This window comes from Pseudomonas paraversuta, from assembly GCF_904063065.1.
In the GTDB taxonomy this organism is placed as follows: Bacteria; Pseudomonadota; Gammaproteobacteria; order Pseudomonadales; family Pseudomonadaceae; genus Aquipseudomonas; species Aquipseudomonas paraversuta.
The window spans coordinates 1-17,399 of sequence record NZ_CAJFCL010000018.1 but is presented as its reverse complement, the minus strand read 5'-3'; the positions used below and the strand labels follow the sequence as shown (position 1 = coordinate 17,399).

The 17,399-nt window shown below is 60.4% G+C and carries 13 protein-coding genes; 8 read left to right on the top strand and 5 right to left on the bottom strand.

Features of this window, described 5'->3' with window-relative positions; all coding sequences use genetic code 11:
- On the bottom strand, nucleotides 1-3,319 hold a 3,319-nt coding region (locus JQ845_RS22655), incomplete at its 3' end, for an RHS repeat protein (RefSeq protein WP_203009497.1).
- Nucleotides 3,320-3,484: 165 nt separating this feature from the next.
- Complete coding sequence (locus tag JQ845_RS22650) at nucleotides 3,485-4,528, bottom strand: LacI family DNA-binding transcriptional regulator (protein WP_003444854.1); 1,044 nt, start codon at nucleotides 4,526-4,528, stop codon at nucleotides 3,485-3,487.
- 153 nt (nucleotides 4,529-4,681) lie between these two features.
- Between JQ845_RS22650 and JQ845_RS22645 the strand changes: the two genes are divergently transcribed.
- Genes JQ845_RS22645 through JQ845_RS22630 form a run of 4 tightly spaced genes read left to right on the top strand, consistent with a single transcriptional unit; the run spans nucleotide 4,682 to nucleotide 8,241 of the window.
- On the top strand, nucleotides 4,682-5,761 hold the full coding sequence (locus tag JQ845_RS22645; RefSeq protein WP_202210550.1) for a fatty acid desaturase family protein: 1,080 nt from the start codon (nucleotides 4,682-4,684) through the stop codon (nucleotides 5,759-5,761).
- Between the two features lie 29 nt (nucleotides 5,762-5,790).
- The gene (locus tag JQ845_RS22640; RefSeq protein ID WP_003444856.1) at nucleotides 5,791-6,111 is read left to right on the top strand and encodes a MocE family 2Fe-2S type ferredoxin; all 321 of its coding nucleotides are present in this window, start codon (nucleotides 5,791-5,793) and stop codon (nucleotides 6,109-6,111) included.
- Nucleotides 6,112-6,128: 17 nt separating this feature from the next.
- A complete protein-coding gene (locus tag JQ845_RS22635) occupies nucleotides 6,129-7,370 on the top strand; it encodes an NAD(P)/FAD-dependent oxidoreductase (protein ID WP_202210551.1) in 1,242 nt (413 codons plus the stop codon).
- A gap of 1 nt (nucleotide 7,371) precedes the next feature.
- On the top strand, nucleotides 7,372-8,241 hold the full coding sequence (locus JQ845_RS22630; protein WP_127197086.1) for a sugar phosphate isomerase/epimerase family protein: 870 nt from the start codon (nucleotides 7,372-7,374) through the stop codon (nucleotides 8,239-8,241).
- On the opposite strand, the gene JQ845_RS22625 is transcribed toward JQ845_RS22630, so the two are convergent.
- Nucleotides 8,159-9,400, bottom strand: a complete 1,242-nt coding sequence (locus JQ845_RS22625; protein ID WP_003444859.1) for an MFS transporter — start codon at nucleotides 9,398-9,400, stop codon at nucleotides 8,159-8,161. The two genes, JQ845_RS22630 and JQ845_RS22625, sit on opposite strands and share 83 nt — an antisense overlap.
- 599 nt (nucleotides 9,401-9,999) lie before the next feature.
- On the opposite strand from JQ845_RS22625, the gene JQ845_RS22620 reads away from it, so the two are divergent.
- The 3 genes from JQ845_RS22620 to JQ845_RS22610 all read left to right on the top strand — a co-directional run bounded on the left by JQ845_RS22620 (nucleotide 10,000) and on the right by JQ845_RS22610 (nucleotide 13,563).
- Nucleotides 10,000-11,331, top strand: coding sequence for an MFS transporter (locus JQ845_RS22620; RefSeq protein ID WP_003444860.1), 1,332 nt, complete (start codon nucleotides 10,000-10,002; stop codon nucleotides 11,329-11,331).
- Nucleotides 11,332-11,490: 159 nt separating this feature from the next.
- Entirely contained in the window at nucleotides 11,491-12,717 is a 1,227-nt protein-coding gene (locus JQ845_RS22615; RefSeq protein WP_203009496.1) for an OprD family porin, read from the top strand.
- A gap of 132 nt (nucleotides 12,718-12,849) precedes the next feature.
- The gene (locus JQ845_RS22610) at nucleotides 12,850-13,563 is read left to right on the top strand and encodes a GntR family transcriptional regulator (protein ID WP_003444865.1); all 714 of its coding nucleotides are present in this window, start codon (nucleotides 12,850-12,852) and stop codon (nucleotides 13,561-13,563) included.
- Nucleotides 13,564-13,565: 2 nt separating this feature from the next.
- On the opposite strand, the gene JQ845_RS22605 is transcribed toward JQ845_RS22610, so the two are convergent.
- Together JQ845_RS22605 and JQ845_RS22600 are read right to left on the bottom strand one after the other, a co-directional pair.
- Nucleotides 13,566-14,516 (bottom strand): PDR/VanB family oxidoreductase, encoded by a 951-nt coding sequence (locus tag JQ845_RS22605; protein WP_203009495.1) that lies wholly within the window; start codon nucleotides 14,514-14,516, stop codon nucleotides 13,566-13,568.
- A 59-nt stretch (nucleotides 14,517-14,575) separates the two neighbouring features.
- On the bottom strand, nucleotides 14,576-15,634 hold the full coding sequence (locus tag JQ845_RS22600; RefSeq protein ID WP_003444870.1) for an aromatic ring-hydroxylating oxygenase subunit alpha: 1,059 nt from the start codon (nucleotides 15,632-15,634) through the stop codon (nucleotides 14,576-14,578).
- 279 nt (nucleotides 15,635-15,913) lie between these two features.
- Between JQ845_RS22600 and JQ845_RS22595 the strand changes: the two genes are divergently transcribed.
- Entirely contained in the window at nucleotides 15,914-17,053 is a 1,140-nt protein-coding gene (locus tag JQ845_RS22595; RefSeq protein ID WP_203009494.1) for a metallophosphoesterase, read from the top strand.
- Nucleotides 17,054-17,399: the final 346 nt, after the last annotated feature.

Genomic DNA, 17,399 nt, shown 5'->3' with positions numbered 1-17,399 from the left:
CGAAGCTTTCACCGCGCACCAGTGTGCCGTCACGGGTCAGTTCGCGCCGGGTCAGCTTGCCGTCTTTGCGCCATTGCTGGGTCTGCACTTCTACATGCTGTGCATTCGGCGTTCGGGTAGCCGTTTCACGACGGGCCGGGCGACCCAGGCTGTCGTAGCCCAGGGTTACGGTCATATCCCGCGAGCCATCGTTTGATTGGGTTCGCTGCTGGTGAATCCGCGAGGCTGCATCGTAGGAGAGGGTGACCGTGACGTCAGGGCCTTGCTGTTGAATCAAGCGACCCAATTCGTCGTACTGGCAGCGCTGTTCGGCACCGTCGGCATCGGTCAGACGCGTCACTGTGCCCGCCGGGGTGGTGCTTTGTTGTTGCGAGCGCGGCTGATCACCGTGCCAGGCGTAGTCGGCTTTGCTCAGTTGGCCTGAGGGAGACCAGTGATCTTTTTGCAGACCCAGATTGCCCCGGGATTCCAGTAAAAGGCCGCTTAGCGGATCGTATTGATTGAACACGCTGATGCCGGGGGCTTGCAGCGACAGCAATGCACCGCCCAGTTCCGGTTGGCGCTCACTCTTCACCCGGGTACCGTCGGGCAGGATTTGGGTATGGGCGTGGATTTCTCCTTCGGCATATTCCCATTCAGAGACACTCTGCCCGACCTTTTCCCACACCAGTCGGCCCAGGCCGTCATATTTGCGCTCGCCCAGCAGGACTTCATTACTGCCCAAAGACGGATGAGTGATCGAGACCGTGGCCGGTAAATCACTGTCATGGCCTTGGGCATAGGTGCGCTTGATGACACTGCCGTCAGGCAAGGTGGTGGACAGCAGTCGGTCCCGTACATCCCACTGCTGTCGGGTCTCCAGGCCCATGGCATCGGACTGGCTGATACAGCGGCCCAACCCGTCATAGCTCCAGCGCAAGGTGTGTTGCAACTCCCCTTGGGCGCAAAATAATTGCTCGGTCAGCGGCTTGCCATCCAGGGTGTGGGTGGTCACGGTTCTGGCCCCGGCCACACCCTTGGCATCGGTCTGCCAACTGCTGCCGGTCAGGGCTACCGGGTCGGCCAGGGTATGTTGGGTGACACCGTCTGCGCCGGTTTCGGTCAGCACATTTCCCCAGTCATCAAAGGTGCGTTCAGTGGTCAGGCTCAGGGCCGGGACGTCTTCGTTACCCGGGTCGTAGCTGGTTTCACGGAACACCCGGCCCAGCACGTCATATTCGGCGGTCCAGGCGGTATAGGTCTCACCGCTGTCGGTTTGTTTTTCACGGCGGATTTCCCTGGCCATGCCATCGAGCCAGACAGTTTCCTTACGTCCGGAAGCGCCGATTCGGGTCTGGCAGCGCTCGCTGGCCGACAACGAATAGGTCCAGTTGACCTTGGCCTCGAAGGCCGAATCCGGAGCCGCGACTTCCTGAGTCACACGGCCCAGGGGATCGTGGGCAAAGGCCATGCGCAGCTGCTCGTCGGTCTGTTCGGTGACCATTAGCCCCGAGTACAGATCCTGTGAGGATTGGGAGCTGGATTTATGTCCGTCGTGGCTGGTGATCGTGACCTTTTCCTGGAGTACGGCACGCTCCAGCGAGCGGGCGTTGCGCGCCTGAGTGAGGCTGTAGCTGTAGGCGCGGATTGTGCTTTTGCCCTGTACCCTTTGGGTTTCACTGAGCATACGGCCGTGATGGGGCGAGGCCGGATCGTTAATGAAACTTTGCGTCGAGCGGCCCAGCTCGATGGACTGATTGCCCTCAACCAGCAACAAACGTTCTTCACTGCTCTGGATAAAAGTCGGTAATGCAAACCCCGGGGCATCCCCACGCACGGGCAGGGATTGATAGCGATATCGGGTCTGTTTGACTGGCCCTTCGGTGCCGGGTGGCGGGCTGACCGTACGACTTTTCAGGCGGGTGATACGGCCCAGTGGGTCGGCCGGGCAGTTGCCGGTCTCACCGGTTACCGGGTAGTACTCTGACTCTTCTATTCCACCCAGGACATTGCGGTGCCACACCGGGTTACCCAGTTCGTCGTAGCGGGTTTCTTCCTCGGTAACAAGTTCTCGCAGTACCCGTTGGCCATCCAGCTGCGCCTTACGGGTAATGACCTTGTGCGGGAACTGGAAATACGGCAGTTGCCGGGCAATGGGCAGCCAGGGCTCGTCGTAATAGGTGGTCTCGGTTTCCTGCAGCGTCTGGCCCTGTTGCGTGCGTTCACGGGTCAGCAGGTGGAAGCGGTTAAAGGTGCGGGACACTGTTTGTAAAACAATCCCCCGGGCATCCATCAGGGTTTCGGTGGAGCCATAAAGAAAATCGCCGGCACCGGTCAGGTGGTAGAGGTTGTCTTCGCGATTACGCCACTGACGTACCGCCGGCCAGCCAAAATAGTTATTGCTGCCGTACAGCCCATAGTCATAGCGAACCAGTTGCACCGGCTGGCCGTCCCCCGGGTCCTTGCGGGTCTGACTGACCACCGGCATCCGTGGGAACGGAGCACCGGCCGGCAAGTTCAAACCATTGCTCTCGCTGTAGGTCACTTCCTCGGTGCTGCCGGTGGGCTGGGTACATTTGCTCAGCAGCAGTAATCCGGAAGTCGCAGTGCTGTACTCAAACTGCCAGCCACTGTCGGGAAGTCCGTCCACCGTTACCCGGCGCAACTGCCCGGAGACCCGGTGAAAAGACATCACCACCTGTGCGGGGGTATCCGGCTGTAAGGTCAGATGGGTTGTCACGCCCTCGTAGGCCAGAGCCAGCACAGTGCGGCCCCGGGCATCGCTGACCTTTTGCAGGTAAGCCCCATTGCCAACCGAACGCCAGTCAAAATTCAGGGCGCTGCCATCGGCGCCCACCAGGGTGCTGACCACCCACAGGCTCGGGTGTCCGGCCAGCGGGATCAGGCGTTCACAGCTGCCATCGTTATGCCGGACCCACATTTCCTGACGCTGCACCGTGACCGTTACCACCGGCAAGCGCACATCGGGGAAACGCATGCTCTGGCCGACAATCTCACCGCGAAAGCGCTCGCCGGAATTGAGCTGCAGTTGCTGGCTGGCTCCGTCCCAGGAGGTGGTGCCGAGCATCCAGCCCAGACCAAAGCCCTGGTCGGCAGCCATCAACGGACTATGGCTCAGATGCAATTGGCCGATGGGCCCGCGCAAATCATTGGCGGCGCCGGTGGGCAGGCTGATCGAGGCCGAGAACGCACCGGTGCGCGGATCGACGCCGGCACTGATGCTGCTCATAAAGTTGTAGGCCCCGGAATACACATCGCCGCTGCTGAGCAGGCTGGCGGCGGACTGGATGTCGGGGGTATTTCCAGAGGGGTCAAACATGGTTGCTACTCCTTGGTTCGCTGAAACGGAGTGGCAACATAGAAGCGCAGACTTAAGGGAAACAATGAGCAAGGGCTGTAGGTGTCTTCGCGACAAGAAGCTGCACGATTGCAGCCAAGGTGCACCTGCAAAGCTGTCTGGGTTTCGTTGCACGGGATGGGCGGGTCACAGGTTCTCGCTGGTAACGATCTGCAGCGGCACATGGATGCGGTGACGCAACGGATCAAACTGCGGCGCTGTTTGCAGTTCTACCAGCAGGTCCATCAGCGCCGTGGCGATCAGCCCGGGCTGGGAGTCCACCACTATGCGAATCAACCCCTGCTTGAGCGCCTGCTGCGACAGCTGCGTGGACTCCGGCAAGATACTGCACAGGCCCGGGCGAGCGGGCAACTGGGCCAGGGCGCGGATGATGCCGTCACCACCGCCGCCGACCACGCACAGGCCGCGTAAATCGGCATGCCGGGCCAGCAGGTCGAGGGCCGCTTCTTCGGTCACGTCATCGTTGTCCATATTGATCAGCGGATCGAGCAGTTTGAGCCCCGGTGCATGCTCTGTGAGGTAACTGCGCAAGCCATCGACCCGCGCCTGATGCCCCTGGAAGCGGTGGCCGCCCAGCAATACGCCGATGCTGCCCTTGCGCGCATTGCAGGTATGGGCCAGCAACCAGCCCATGGTGCGGCCCACCTGGAGATTGTCCACGCCGACATAGGCCTCCTGCGCCTGTTCGTGGATGTCTGACAGCAGGGCAATCACCGGCACTCCGGCTTCTCGAATCTGGGCAATGCAGGCATTGATCTGCGGATGGGTGAAGCTGACCACCGCCAGGCCATCGTACTGCACTGCCATGTGCTCGATTTGCGCCACGATGGCGCCGGGGCTGCGGTCGATCACGTACTCGAAATGGCAGCTCAGGTTGGCCTCGAGCTGACGGCGGGCCGCTTCGCCAATGGCGGCCGCCAGATTGCCGTAGAACGCCTGGGCAGTACCCAGCAGCAGAATGCCGAAGCGATAAGTGGGGCGGCGCTCGCGGATGCGCTGGCCAATCAGGCGCGCGGCGAAATAACCGACTGCTTCGGCGGCCTGGAACACCTGTTCGGCAGTGTCCGGGTTGACCGGGGCCCGGGCATTGAGCACCCGGTCTACGGTGGCCACACTCAGCCCTGCCTGAGCGGCAACGGTGGCGATGGTGGGGCGTTTATTGTTGTCCATGGTCAGCCTTGAAGAAGGCCTTGATAGAAAACTATCAAGCTGCACTGGGCCACGATGATAGCTTGATAGGGAATCTATTCAAGGCATTGAGGGCCATGGCATGGCTGCTTATATTTTCTCCAGAACAATAATCAAGCCAGCGGAGAAACTGCCATGTCCCACTCCAGTTCAACCGAACACCGCGACTATCGATTGACCGGCCCTGAAGCCGCGAGGGCTGCCGAAAAAGGCTTGGTCTCGGCCAGCTGGTATCAATGCCCGATCTCCCGCAAGCGCCTCAAGGAATTGATGCAGCGTCGCGATGGCCCGGCCCTGCGTGACACCGCGTTGTGGATTCTGGCGCTGCTGGCAACCGGGTTCGGTGGCTACTGGTTCTGGGGCTCCTGGGCCTGTGTGCCATTTTTTATTGCCTACGGGGTGTTGTATGGCACCGCCTCCAATGCGCGCTGGCATGAAATGGGCCACGGCACGGCGTTCAAAACCCGCTGGATGAACGATGCGGTGTATCAGGTCGCCAGCTTCATGTGCCTGTTCGAGCCTCATGTCTGGCGCTGGAGCCATACCCGTCATCACACCGACACTATCGTGGTGGGGCGCGATCCGGAAATCGTCGAGCCGCGTCCACCAAGTCTGGTGCGCATGGCGCTGAGCCTGTTCAATCTGCCCCATGGGTTCAATACCCTGCGCTCGGTATTGCGCCATGCAGCCGGGCGTATGGATGACGAAGAGCAGAGCTTTATTCCGCAGTCTGAATGGCCGGCAGTGGTGCGCACGGCGCGGATCTGGCTGGTGATTTACGCCCTGGTGATCGGACTGGCGCTGTATCAGCACAGCTGGTTGCCACTGATGTTTATCGGCCTGCCAAGCCTGTATGGCGCGTGGCTGTCCTACCTGTTCGGGCTGTCGCAGCATGTGGGGCTGGCCGAGGATGTACTGGATCACCGCAGTAACTGCCGGACGATTTACATGAACCCGCTGCTGCGCTTTATCTACATGAACATGAACTATCACCTTGAGCACCACATGTATCCGATGGTGCCTTACCACGCCCTGGCACAGTTGCATGAGGAAATCCGCCACGACTGTCCGCCGCCGTATCCAGACCTGCTTGCTGCCTTCAAGGAAATCATCCCGACCGTTATGCAACAGCGTAAAGACCCCGGTTATTTCATTGATCGTCCCACAGGGCCGCGCACTGCTGCGCCAGGGCAAAACCAGGCTGTCCCCGGCTGATCGCGACCACAACTACAAGAGAGAAGATCATGAGCGAGCAATGGATCGACGTCTGCTGCGTGGACGACATAGATGAAGAAGATGTAATGCGTTTTGACCACGGCCAGCACACCTATGCCGTGTACCGGTCGGCCGATAGCGAGTTTTTCGCCACTGCCGGGCTGTGTACCCATGAGTCCATCCACCTGGCAGACGGGCTGGTGATGGACCATGTCATCGAGTGCCCCAAACATAACGGGCGTTTTGATTACCGTTCGGGCAAGGCGCTTGGGGCTCCGGTGTGCGTCAACCTCAAGACCTATCCGGTACGGGTCGAGGCCGGACGTTTGTATCTTGGCGTACCGACTTGAGAGCGGGGAGCCAGACCATGAATACAGTCAATGCTCCACTGGTGATTATCGGCGCCGGCCATGCCGGCGGGCGTGCGGCCCTGACCTTGCGCAGCGAGGGATACAGCGGGCGTTTGATCCTGATCGGTGACGAAGCCCATGCACCTTATGAACGGCCACCACTGTCCAAGGGGTTGCTGCAGGGCACCACCGACCTGGCGGGTTGCAGCCTGTGCGACAGCACCCGGCTGGGTGAGCTGGACATTGAACACTGGACGGCCGGTCCGGTGCTGTCGCTGGCACCGGCGCAGCATGGGTTGCAACTGGCCGATGGCAGCTGGCTGGCCTACGGGCGGTTGTTGCTGGCAACGGGTGGACGGGCACGGCGCTTGCCCAACGTGCCGGAGCATATGGCCAATGTGCTGTATTTGCGCACCCATGATGAAGCTCTGACCCTGCGCAACGGATTGCGCCCCGGCTCGCGGCTGGTGGTTGTAGGCGGCGGCTTTATCGGCCTGGAAGTGGCCGCGACGGCGCGGTCCCTGGGCTGCAGTGTGACCTTGCTTGAAGCCGGGCCGCGTCTGGCCGGGCGGGTGTTGCCCGAGCGCTTGTCCGGGGTGTTGCTGGATTTGCATCGGGCCCGGGGTGTTGATGTGCGCTTGAACGTGGCCATTGAAGCGGTGCTGGGCGGCGAGCGGGCCGAGGCGGTACAACTGGTGGACGGCCAGTGCCTGCCCTGTGATCTGCTGGTAGTGGGGATCGGCATGCAACCTAATGTCGAGCTGGCCAGGACCGCCGGGCTCGATGTGGGGCAGGGCATTCGGGTCGATGGGCAATTGCAGAGCAGCGCGGCGGATATTTTTGCTGCGGGTGATGTATGTGAATTTCGCCTGCACCCCGGCGGTGAGTTCCAGCGTCAGGAAACCTGGCGTAATGCCGAGCACCAGGGCCATCACGCCGCCCTCAATCTGTTGGGCGCCGGGCTGCCCTTCAACAGCATTCCGGGGTTCTGGTCCGACCACTATGACTGGGGTTTACAAACCACGGGGCAGATCAGCAGCGCTGAGCCCTCCGCCAGCCGGGCCACGGCAGACGGTGGCTTTGTACTGTTCTACCTCGATGCCGGGCAGCGTTTGCTGGGTGCTTGCGGCTGGGGCATGGGCAACAGCATTGCCAGGGATATCAAGCTCTGCGAACGCCTGATCGCCTGCGGTACACCGCTTCAGGTGCCTGCACTGATGGATGCCGGCGTGTCGCTCAAACAACTGTTGAGGAACTGATATGCGTGAATTTCTGGTGTTTCAGTCACTCTGGGCCATGCAGGATCACAACGGCCAATGCGACCAGCCCCTGGAAGCCCAGCTGGATAAAATAGCGGCCGCCGGGTTTGACGGGGTCACCGATCACTTTTGGCTGCCCCAGCCTGCTGCACGCCTGCACCGCGCCGCCAGTGCCCGGGGGCTGCAGATCGAAGGTCAGGTGTTTCCACAATCGGTGGATGATCTGGCGGCCGCACTGGACGTGGCCACCCAATACGGCTGCCATCACCTGACGCTACAGGCTGATGTGCGGCCGCGCAGCCTGTCTCAGGCGGTGAAACTGGCCGAAGGCTGGCAGCGGCTGGCCGAACAGGTGGACTTTGCGGTGCTGCTGGAAACCCATCGCTATCGACTGACCAATGACCTGTTTTTTACCCTGGATCTGCTGGCCGAGATGCCCGACCTCAAGTTGCTGGCTGACTTGTCCCACTACGTGGTCGGCCGTGAGTTGCCGCTGCAGGCCAGCGCCGAGGACGACGCCATGATCCACACCATTTTGCGAAACAGTTGGGGCTTTCACGGCCGTGTCGCCTGTAGCGAGCAGGTGCAGGTGCCCATCAGCTTTGCCCGGCATCAGCCCTGGTTGCAGCGCTTTGTGGGCTGGTGGCAATACGGGATAGAGGACTGGCTGGCCCGCCCGGACACGCCCCCAAGCCTGTCCTTCACCTGTGAACTGGGCCCGCCGCCCTATGCCATCACCGGTGCAGACGGGCGTGACATCAGTGATCGCTGGGACGAAGCCCTGATGCTCAAGGCGTTGATGCGCGAGGTTTGGCAGGACTGCCACAAGCGTTCCGAGACAGGCGCCGCCACAGCAACCGGCCCAGGGTAATCGACCAGTTGCACAGGGCGATCAGCAGAATGATCGACAGCAGGGCAGGGATGCCGTAGTTGACGATCACGTGCCCGGCCAGCCATGGAAACCCGAACACTCCGACAAAATAAGCCAGGCTGAACAGCACCAGTGACTGCGCCGTGTGCCCGGGGGGCGCTTCATTGGCAGCCTGGCCATTGATCACCGAGTAGGTCAGGCCGTAACCCACACCCAGGGTCATCGCGGCCAACAAATAAGTGCTGGCCGAATTGACGCAGAACATGAACATCAACACCGAGGCTACGATCATGGCCGTGAGGATGCAGGCCATCACGTAGGGGTCGCGCCTGACGATAAAGCCTGCGATCAACAGCCGGCAGGAAATGGCCGCGCCCATGAATCCCAGGAAAAACAACGAATAGTCCAGCTGCATGAGACTGGCGTAAGAGGTTTGAAAACTCGAGAGCCCGCCGAAGATCGCACCGCCCAGGCCGACCATGACAATCGCCCATACAGCCTTTGAACGCAGTACCAGACGCGCGGCCGGCAGGGTGATTTTGCACACACTGACGGGGCCGACAGTGGCGCTCTGGCGTTTTATTTTCGGGCCGAGCAACACAAATACCAGGCCGCCCAGAAGGCTGGCGACGGTAGCCACCACAAACGCCGATTCCACCGGATAGCCCATTGCCTCGCCAGCGCGTCCGACCAGTGGACCGCTACCGATCCCGCTCATCATGCTGCCTGACAGCAGGGCGAAGTATTTAACCCGGCGCGCGGGTTCAATCATCATGGCCACGATGATCGGGCCCAGGGTGTAAAACACCCCCCAGCCAAAGCCCAGCAGCAAACCGGATACCAGCACCGCAGCGCCAAATGTCGGGACCGTGGCGAAGCCCAGGCACGCTGCTGCCAGCAGTAGTGCGCCGGCGGCAATGGCTTTTGGCGCGCCGAACAAATCAGTCAGGTGCCCGGAAAAAATCACCGCAGCAAAGGTGCTGAGCATGGCCACCGAAATGATCGTGCCGGCGTCGGACTCGCTGCCCCCGTGCGCGCTGAGCACCATGGCCAGCAAGAAGGTGGTGCCGTAAGACACCGACAACAGGTAACTGCCCAGGCAGAAAAGACCGAACACACCCCGGGTTGGCGTTGCAGCGGCAGATGCAGTGGATGGCATTCAGGGGGTTCCTCGGGGGTTCGGTTTTTGTTGTACGTGAGCGTCGAAGCTTAATAGCAGGCAACAGCACCAGGTCGTGTTGCAAACCTTTGGATCCTGACATCGCGAAGCATTAAACAAAGCGTGTTTCTTCAATCCTGAGAGCGTCTTTTGCGGCTGCGATGGAACCCGTGATTGAGGTTTAGTGGATCCAATGGCTCGGGACCGATAGCCGAATACCTGGAAGTATCGCCCTAGGCCCCGGGGCGCAAGGAGATTGGTCGATAATCGCACGCTAATAGTGAAGACTTTGTATTTATTCAAGCTATTGATAAACAGAGAAAAAACTGATTCATGTATCGCATTAAGGCCACTCCCCTGAAGGATATCCGGTCCTTGCACTGTCCCCTCATATTGCCTGTGGATCCATTAACGGGTTGACTAGCGCCAGGTGATTGCAGGGCCCCTCCTGAACGTCACCCATCAAAACTACAAAAAAAGGGTCTCGTCATGAATGGCTTATCCAGGGCGCAGAACTGCCTGAGTTCTGCTGACTTTACGTCTGTGTGCACTACCGTTTTTTGCGTGGTTCCGGTCTTTGGCGACACGGAGGCACAGCCATGTCCATGGAGCTGAAAACCGCCGTGGATAACGGCCCGATGAGTCGCTTTCAGTTGCTCGCGATCGGTATTTGCATTGTGTTGAACATGATTGACGGGTTCGACGTGCTGGTGATGGCGTTCACAGCGGCTTCGGTATCGGCCGAGTGGGCACTCAACGGTGCGCAGATCGGCTTGCTGCTCAGTGCCGGTTTGTTCGGTATGGCCGCAGGTTCCTTGTTTATCGCGCCCTGGGCTGACCGCATCGGGCGTCGACCTTTGATCCTGTTGTGCCTGGTGATCTCGGGCAGCGGCATGCTGCTTTCAGCCATGAGTCAGAGTCCGCTGCAACTGGCTTTGTTGCGCGGTCTCACCGGGCTCGGGATTGGCGGGATTCTGGCGAGCAGCAACGTGATTGCCAGTGAATATGCGAGCAAGCGCTGGCGCGGCCTGGCGGTCAGCCTGCAGTCCACCGGGTATGCCCTTGGGGCGACGCTGGGTGGCTTGCTGGCAGTCTGGTTACTGACCCATTGGGGCTGGCGCTCGGTGTTTGTATTCGGCGGGCTGGTCACCTTTGCAGTGATTCCGCTGGTGCTGTTGTGGCTGCCCGAGTCGCTGGATTTTCTGCTGGCGCGTCGTCCGGCAACCGCCTTGCAACGGATCAACCGTCTGGCCCGGCGTCTGGGGCAGCCGCCCCTGAGTCAAATGCCACCGCTGGTCGCAAGCCCGTCCGGCAACCGCAATGCCCTGGGTGCACTGCTGGCACCTGCAATGCGTCGCACCACGCTGGTGATCTGGCTGTTGTTCTTCCTGGTGATGTTCGGTTTCTACTTTGTGATGAGCTGGACCCCCAAGTTGCTGGTGTCGGCCGGGCTTTCCGCGCAACAGGGGATTACCGGGGGCGTACTGCTGAGTGTTGGCGGCATCTTCGGTGCGGCATTGATTGGCGGCTTGTCATCGCGCTGGCCGCTGGCCCGTGTACTGTCGCTGTTCATGCTGATTACCGCCGGTTTGCTGGTGCTGTTTGTCGGCTCGGCGTCTTCGGTGATGGCTGCCCTGGGGCTGGGCTTGCTGATCGGGATGTTTTCCAACGGCTGTGTGGCTGGCCTGTATGCACTGTCGCCGGTGGTGTATGACGCCTCCGTACGGGCGACGGGGGTGGGCTGGGGCATCGGGATCGGTCGTATCGGCGCCATTGTGTCGCCAATCGCTGCCGGGTTTTTGCTGGATGCCGGCTGGCAGCCGCTGCACTTGTATGGAGTGTTTGCCATCGTATTTGTGGTCGCGGCGGGCTGTCTGTTGCTGCTCAAGCCATCGTCGGCGCAGGCACAGCCGGTGCTGGCGTCGGCCTGATCATGTTTCGCCTGTAGGAGCGGGCTTGTCTCGCGAACCCTGTGCGATTGAAAAGATCGCGAGGCAAGCTCGCTCCTGCAGATTCAAATAACAATTAAAACGGGCGGACTGTGTCAGCTGCGGGGAGCGGCTGCGCCCGATAATCGGAGAACAATAATAATGAAGATGATGACCGGCTTGCTCTCGTTGAGCTTTTGCGCCTCGGCACTGGCGCAGCAAGAGGGTTTCTTTGAAGGGTCGAGCACCGACTTGCTGCTGCGCAATTACTATTTCAACCGTGACTTCCGTGATCCGGGCGCCACTAAAAGCAAGGTGGATGAGTGGGCGCAGGGTTTTATTCTCAAGTTCAACTCGGGCTACACCCCGGGGCCGGTGGGCTTTGGTCTGGAGGGGATAGCCATGTTCGGGGTCAAGCTGGACAGCAGCCGGCTGGCCAGCGGTTCGGAATTGCTGCCGGTACACGATTACGGTCGCGCCGCTGACAATTTCGGCCGTGCCGGGGTTGCGGCGAAAGCGCGTTTTTCCGCTACGGAGTTGAAGCTCGGTGAGCTGCTGCCGGATGTTCCGCTGTTGCGCTACGACGATGGCCGCCTGCTGCCGCAGACTTTCCGCGGTGCCATGCTGGTCTCCAAAGAGATCGAAGGGCTGGGGTTGCAGGCGGGTCAGTACCGATCTGTCAGCTTGCGCAACTCTTCGGATATGCAGGATCTTTCGGCCTGGGCTGCGCCGGGGGTAACCTCCGACCGCTTCAATTACGCGGGTGCCGAGTACCGTTTCAATCAGCAGCGCACCCAGGTGGGGCTGTGGCATTCGCAGCTGGAAGATATCTACCAGCAAAGCTATTTCAATCTGCTGCACAAGCAACCGGTCGGCGACTGGGTGCTGGGGGCCAATCTTGGTTACTTCATTGACAAGGATGATGGCAGCGCCCGCATCGGCAAGGTCAGCAGCCACACGGCCTATGGCCTGTTTTCGGCAGCAACCGGCGGCCATACCTTGTATCTGGGCTTGCAGCGGGTGAGTGGCGACACCGGCTGGATGTCGGTGTACGGCAGCAGTGGCCGTACCCTGGGCAACGATATGTTCAACGGTAACTTCAGTAATGCCGACGAACGTTCCTGGCAGGCGCGCTATGACTACAACTTTGCCGCACTGGGAGTGCCGGGGTTGCTGGCCATGGTTCGTTATGGACATGGTGACAACGCCACCACCAAGCAAGGCACCAACGGCAAGGAGTGGGAACGTGATACCGAGGTCAGTTACACCTTTCAGAGCGGTACCCTGAAAAACCTCGGCCTGCGCATCAACAATGCCACCAACCGGCGCAGCTTCAACAGCGACTTTGACCAGACCCGGGTGATCGTGAGTTATCCATTGTCGATATAGCCTCGACAGGCCCGTAGGAGCGAGCTTGCTCGCGAGCTCTTGATCACGCAAAGCTCGCGAGCAAGCTCGCTCCTACGGGTTTTTGGATGTGCCTGTTACTATGGCCGCCCCTGTTTTCTGGAAGTTGTCTGGATGAGCAAGCCCGGTCAATTAGTGCTGATCGCACTGCGCAAAATGATTGCCTCAGGCGAGCTTGCCGCGGGCGAGCGCCTGATGGAAATCCCTACCGCTGAATTGTTCGGTGTGTCCCGGATGCCGGTGCGCATGGCGTTTCGCACCCTGGAGCAGGAAGGCTTGCTGGTGCGTTTTGGCGGTCGCGGCTTTCAGGTGCGCTCGGTGAGTGCCGATGATATTGCCGGCGCGGTAGAGGTGCGCGGTGTGCTGGAAGGGTTGGCGGCCCGTCAGACTGCCGAGCGCGGGTTGTCGGCCGAAGGGCGTAAAGTCCTCGAACTGTGCCTGATGCAAGGCGATGAGCTGTTCGACAAGGGCTTTGTGACCGAGGACGATCTTGAGATCTATCACGATCTGAACATGCGTTTTCATCAGGTGATCATCGAGGGTAGCCATAACCCGGCGATTGCCGATGCGCTGGCGCGCAATGATCACTTGCCATTTGCTTCGGTGACCGCGCTGGCGGTCGATCGCAAGGACATGGTGCGCGAGTACCGGCGTTTCAACTACGCGCACATGCAGCACCACTCGGTGTTCGATGCCCTGGTCAGTGGCCAGGGTGCCCGCGCCGAAGCCATCATGCGCGAGCACGCCAACGCAACTTTGCGTTATGCCGAAATATTTGGCTCGGCGGTGGCCAGTGAGCGGATGAAAGTGATTCACCGCCCGGACTGAGTTCAGATATCCAGCACCAGCAGCGGCGATTTCGAGCGTGAGCAGCAGGGTGTGAACTGATCGTTGCAGGCTTGCTCCTGCTCGGTGAGGAACATGTCGCGGTGATCCGGTACACCTTCAAGTACACGGGTCAGGCAGGTTCCGCAGACGCCCTGTTCGCAAGACATGGGGATGTCGATGCCATGGCTTTCCAGAACCTGGACCACGGTTTTGTCGGCCGGAATCTCGAATACCTGGCCGCTGCTGCCCAGCTTGACGGAAAAACTGCCGTCGTTGCTGCTGTCCATCGGTGCTGCAGCGAAGTACTCGCGGTGCAGCGCCGCTTCCTCCCAGCCCTGGGCCCGGGCGCTGTCCAGAATGTGCTGCATGAAGCCTCCCGGGCCGCATACATAGAGGTGGGTGTCGAGTTGTGGGTCGGTCAGTACCCGGGCGGCGTTCAGGGCGGTTTCGGGCTGTTCGTCGAAGTGCAGAAACACCCGGTCAGCGAAAGGCGAATTGCGCAGGCGCTCAACAAAGGCGGCGCGAGTACTGGAGCGTGCGCAGTAATGCAGTTCGAAATCTGCACCGCTATGGGCCAGGCGCTCGGCCATGCACAGAATCGGGGTAATCCCGATCCCGCCGGCGAACAGCAGGCTGCGGCGGGCATCGTGGGTCAGTGCGAATAAATTGCGCGGCTCGCTGATGCGCAGGCGGTCGCCGGGCTTGATCTGTTCGTGCAGGCTTTGCGAACCGCCCCGTGAAGCCGGGTCCTTGAGCACGCCGATCACATAGCGATGGCGCTCGTCGGGATGGTTGCACAGGGAGTACTGACGGATCAGCCCGCCGGGCAGATGCACATCAATATGTGCGCCGGCGCTGAACCCGGGCAGGGCGCAGTCATCGATACTGGCCAACTCATAGCTGCAGATGTCCTGCGCTTCGTTTTTGCGTGAAATCACCACCACATCAATCATGCCGGTTCCTTGTTCTTATGGGGGAGGCTGGCACGGCAGCGGCTGCCGTGCGCGGGTTGTTACTGTGCGCTGGCGATCAGTTGCGGTTCGGGGGAGCGTTCGCTGGCGATGATGCGCTCCAGTACCCGGCGTGACTGCACACCGCCCGAGTCGATATTGAGTTTGAGCAGGGCGCGGTGTGGATGGTCCAGCAGGTTTTGTTGCTGGCGCTCGAGCATCTCCAGGTCTTCGCTGAAGATCTGCCCCTGACCTTCGCGGATCGTATCGGTGAGGGCCTGGTCCTGGGGGTTGAAATTGCGCGCCATGCCCCAGAAGTACCAGATCGAGGTTTCGGTTTCGGGGGTGATGAAGTCGACCACGATGCTCGACGCCTTGAACTCGGGGGCTGCGTGATAGCCGCCTTTGCCCGCATGGGCCACGCCCACTTCAATCAAGACATGGCTGGGCGGTGAAAAGCGGCAGATCTGCCAGCGATCCACCAGCACGTCGTCGGCCAGGTTATTACCGCGCAATGCCATGCGCCAGAAGGGCGGGGGCATGATGTTTTCCATGTGCCGCGCAGTGACCACCTCGTGGCCTTCGACGGTGGTGGTCGGGGCAACTTCGTCGATTTCTTTCTGGCCGATGCTGGAAGCGTGGACGTAGGTCTCGTGAGTCAGGTCCATCAGGTTGTCGATCATCAGGCGATAATCGCAATTGATATGAAACAGCCCGCCGCCGTAGGCCCATTCATCGCTAACCGCCCATTCCAGATGATGGATCAGTGCGGGGTCGGCCAGGTCCTGGTCGCCGGGCCAGACCCAGATAAAGCCATAGCGCTCAACCGCGGCGTAGGTTTTGTTGCACGGAAAACCGCGAACCCGCTGCCCTGGCATTTCCACGGTCTTGCCGTCGCAGCCCATGACCAGGCCGTGATAGCCACATACCAGATTGCCGTTATCGACATAGCCCAAAGACAGCGGAGCGCCGCGATGGGGGCAAAAGTCCTCGACCGCGGCGACCCGGTTTTCCTGGGCGCGATAGAAGACAATTTTTTCACCGCAAATCTGCCGACCCAGGGGTTTGTCGGCAATTTCATCTGGGGTGCACGCGACGTACCAGGTGTTTTTTGGGTACATGACCAATCTCCAAATCAGGTGTTATTGATTTTATGGATCCATTAGTAATCGGCTGTGCCTGTGTGGTCAATGTTGTTTGGTATTAATAGCCGATTATCGAACGGTTAATTGGAATGTTGGGCTTTAATGGATCCATTGGGCGATATTCAGGCCTTGGATACATTCTGTAAGCATTGCCGTTTGCACTGCTGCGACCGGGTTGTCAGGCTCGCGTGCAAATCGGTCTCTCCTGCGCCAGAGTGCGCGAGTCAGACGTACAGGCTTATGGCAGGGGGAAACATGTTTCATTTCATCACCGCGATCATTGCTCTTTATGTGATCTGGCGCTTTGTCCGGCCGCTCTCCGTGGGCCGGGCGGGCAAGATCGGGCTGGGTGTTCTGCTGCTGTTGATCGCCGAGCACCACCTTGTCACCCGTACCTTCTTTGGCAGCATGGCGTCCCCCGAGGTGCCGGGTCAGGTGCTTGTGGTGTTGGGGTGGGCATTTGCCAGCCTGATACTGCTGGCGCTGCTGCTGTTGATCCGGGATCTGGTGGGCATTGTGGTCTGGGCCCTGCGGGGTAGAACCGGGCGGGTCTTGCTGGGCGGCAGTCGCCTGGGGATTGCCCTTGGCCTGATCAGCACGGGCCTGTCGGCTGTGGGTGTGTGGCAGGCGATTCGTGTGCCGGACGTCAAAACCATGGAGATCGTTTTGCCACGTCTGCCAGCAGAGCTCGACGGGTTGCGCATTGTGCAGCTCACCGACCTGCATGCCAGCCGGTTGTTGCAGGCTCCTTGGCTCCAGGCCGTGGTGGACAAAACCAATGCACTGAAACCGGACCTGATCCTGATCACCGGCGACCTGGTGGACGGTTCGCCCCGGGCCAGGGTCGACGACGTACAGCCGCTCAAGGATCTGCGGGCACGTTATGGTGTGTTTGCCATCCCGGGTAACCACGAGTACTACGTCGACTACGTGCACTGGCTGCCGGCCTTTGAGCATCTTGGTTTGCATATGCTGCTCAACGAGCATGTGCTGATCACCCATAACGGGCGCGATCTGGTACTGGCCGGGGTCACCGACAAAGCGGCGCAACCGTTCAAGTTGCCGGAGCCGGACATCATCAAGGCCCTCAAAGGCGCTCCGGCGGGTGATCCGGTCATATTGCTCAGCCATCGCCCGGGCGGTGCACTGCTCAACGCGGGGCAGGGCGTTGACCTGCAACTGTCGGGGCACACCCATGGCGGGCAAATACTGGGTCCGCATCTGATTGCGAAGTGGGCTAACGAAGGCTTCGTCTCGGGGCTGTATGCAGTGGCCGGCATGCAGTTGTATGTGAGTAACGGCACGGGTTTGTGGAATGGTTTCCCGGTTCGACTGGGGCGGCCATCGGAAATCACCGAGATCGTATTGCGTGCACCGAAGGTGCAGCCGGAGTGAGGGAGCCTGAGCGCAGGGAAACTCGTAGAGAGCCGTGATACATCAAACGGATATGTACGCGGTACTCCAGTTGCTTGAACCAGGTACATATCCGTTCAATGCGCAACGGCGATTTACCGGTTTCGCCCTTACGGCGAGGCACTTTTGGCAAACGCCCCAAAAGTACCCAAAAGGTCTGTGCCCTACCATACGGCCGAGCTCGCCTAGGCTCGCCCGGTACCCTCACTCCGGCGCTGTTGTGGGGGCACGCCGTGACGGGCCATCCATGGCCCGGCACGGCTGGCTCGGCGTCCTGCCTCGCCACCCCCACAACAGCACCTGCGTTCAGCCTCCTGTGATGGGCATC

Bases quoted from the DNA above. Each gene is read 5' to 3' on its own strand.
- JQ845_RS22650 (WP_003444854.1), bottom strand. From the start codon at position 4,528: ATGGACAACAATAAACGCCCCACCATCGCCACCGTTGCCGCTCAGGCA.
- JQ845_RS22645 (WP_202210550.1), top strand. From the start codon at position 4,682: ATGTCCCACTCCAGTTCAACCGAACACCGCGACTATCGATTGACCGGC.
- JQ845_RS22640 (WP_003444856.1), top strand. From the start codon at position 5,791: ATGAGCGAGCAATGGATCGACGTCTGCTGCGTGGACGACATAGATGAA.
- JQ845_RS22635 (WP_202210551.1), top strand. From the start codon at position 6,129: ATGAATACAGTCAATGCTCCACTGGTGATTATCGGCGCCGGCCATGCC.
- JQ845_RS22630 (WP_127197086.1), top strand. From the start codon at position 7,372: ATGCGTGAATTTCTGGTGTTTCAGTCACTCTGGGCCATGCAGGATCAC.
- JQ845_RS22625 (WP_003444859.1), bottom strand. From the start codon at position 9,400: ATGCCATCCACTGCATCTGCCGCTGCAACGCCAACCCGGGGTGTGTTC.
- JQ845_RS22620 (WP_003444860.1), top strand. From the start codon at position 10,000: ATGTCCATGGAGCTGAAAACCGCCGTGGATAACGGCCCGATGAGTCGC.
- JQ845_RS22615 (WP_203009496.1), top strand. From the start codon at position 11,491: ATGAAGATGATGACCGGCTTGCTCTCGTTGAGCTTTTGCGCCTCGGCA.
- JQ845_RS22610 (WP_003444865.1), top strand. From the start codon at position 12,850: ATGAGCAAGCCCGGTCAATTAGTGCTGATCGCACTGCGCAAAATGATT.
- JQ845_RS22605 (WP_203009495.1), bottom strand. From the start codon at position 14,516: ATGATTGATGTGGTGGTGATTTCACGCAAAAACGAAGCGCAGGACATC.
- JQ845_RS22600 (WP_003444870.1), bottom strand. From the start codon at position 15,634: ATGTACCCAAAAAACACCTGGTACGTCGCGTGCACCCCAGATGAAATT.
- JQ845_RS22595 (WP_203009494.1), top strand. From the start codon at position 15,914: ATGTTTCATTTCATCACCGCGATCATTGCTCTTTATGTGATCTGGCGC.